The sequence below is a fragment of the Pseudomonadales bacterium genome (genome assembly GCA_013215025.1).
In the GTDB taxonomy this organism is placed as follows: Bacteria; Pseudomonadota; Gammaproteobacteria; order Pseudomonadales; family DT-91; genus DT-91.
Genome location: JABSRR010000335.1, coordinates 1 through 1,661, shown reverse-complemented (window position 1 = coordinate 1,661; position 1,661 = coordinate 1). Strand labels below are relative to the sequence as shown.

Sequence of the window (1,661 nt, the reverse complement as noted above, 5' to 3'; positions counted from 1 at the left end):
GCTTGGTTACCTGGCGATAAAAGGTCGGTAGAGATGTCACCCACGCCAGCCACATAGGTAACAACTTTAACTTCTTCAGCAACTTCTGGAAGCTGTGTGAAGAACTCAGCTTTGGCGTAGCTTTCTAAAATGTCTTTAACGATAGCATTACCCGCTTTGTAAGCAGCTTCTAAGCGATCAGTATCGGCTTCGTATAAGAATACTTGCGTTTTCAAAACCTCAGCAGCAGGCTTTGCAACCTCTGCATTATCGCTTAAAGCAAGGTCTAGCAATACTTCTACCGATGGGCCGCCTTTCATATGCGAAAGTAATTCAAAGGCAAACGCCGTGCTGATTTCAGCAACGGTTTCTTCAGCAAGGATGATTTGCTTGAGAAACTTCGCTTTAACGCCAGCAGCACTGGTTGTGCCTGGCAGGGTGTTGTAGATAAAGAATTTCAGCGAGTCTTCACGCGCTGCGTTCGACGTATCTTTAATTTGTTCGATGATTTCTGCTAAAAGCTCCGCGCTGTCGATAGGCTTAGGGTGAAGACCAAGCTCTTTTTCGCGCGTCTCAATTTCTTGTAAATACTCTGCATACAAAGTCATTGCTGTTACATAACCTCTTTAGTTTGTGCCAATGCACCGGTCCTTCAGGAAAAAAACGGCCATATTCTACACGATTTTGTGCATTGCTTCAGCATATACTTGATTTCAAGCTTTAATGCAAATGCTTATCATTTTCTTATGTAAAAACCTAAAACGCAGACTGTGGCGGTTATAGTGGAAAGCCTAGGCAGATCGCTGTGACTGAACAGGTCACTGATCAATCAGGGTTGATCATTAGGCTCAGGCGATAGCTTTGCTGCTTTTGCTGCCTAGCCAAGGCGCGGGCTTGAAGCACTCGGATATTGTAATGCGCTGATTGCGGCGCGATAAAATCCTCACCGCTTACCAGGCTTTTTTCTATCGGTGCTGTCAATACAATATCGAGGCTTGCATTATTGCAGCTCAGTCGCAGTGTATCGCCCTGATGCAAATAAACGGCATAATCGTGAAATGCATAGCCCGTGATCTCTGCTTGATAAACGATTGGCTTATTTTCTGGGCTGCTCATGCTGCAGCTGCTTAAAACTAAGCTGCAAAGCAAAATGATAGAAAGTTTATAAGCCATTGGCATACTATTCGAATATCTACCGGGCGATAGGCCGCAAGCAAAGCCAAAGCCTTTAGAAAAGCCTCTGAATACAGACAGAGGCTCTTGGCTCTTGATTATTTGTTCTTGGCTTTAGGCTTTAGCTGAAGCCGATCAACTCAACTAAATTTAACTCACTGGGCTTAGCTTTGCTGCACATGCACATCCATTTGTGGAAACGGAATTGAAATGCCGGCTTGATCAAATTCAAGTTTGACGGTCTCGGTAATATCAAACAGCACGGTCCAATAGTCGGCGGTGTTACACCAAGGGCGACAGACAAAATTAACGCTGCTGTCGGCAAGCTCTGATACAGCGATGACGGGTTCTGGGTCGGCCAGCACTAGCTCATGCGAAGTGACAATTTTTTCCAGCAGTTCTTTAGCTTGTTTGATGTCGGCATCGTAGCCAATGCCAAATACCATATCCACACGGCGGGTTTCCTTGGCGGAGTAATTGATGATATTGCCGCCGTAGACATTACCATT

Annotated in this window: 3 protein-coding genes; all 3 read right to left on the bottom strand. The window is 45.2% G+C overall.

Translation table 11 applies throughout. The features are described from left to right. A partial coding sequence (locus HRU21_13445) for a bifunctional aconitate hydratase 2/2-methylisocitrate dehydratase (protein NRA43288.1) occupies positions 1–587 on the bottom strand: 587 nt, incomplete at its 3' end. Positions 588–804: 217 nt separating this feature from the next. Continuing rightward, on the bottom strand, positions 805–1,095 hold the full coding sequence (locus tag HRU21_13440; GenBank protein NRA43287.1) for a hypothetical protein: 291 nt from the start codon (positions 1,093–1,095) through the stop codon (positions 805–807). 221 nt (positions 1,096–1,316) lie between these two features. Next, positions 1,317–1,661, bottom strand: a 345-nt coding sequence (locus tag HRU21_13435; GenBank protein ID NRA43286.1) for a mechanosensitive ion channel, incomplete at its 5' end; no start/stop codon positions are given.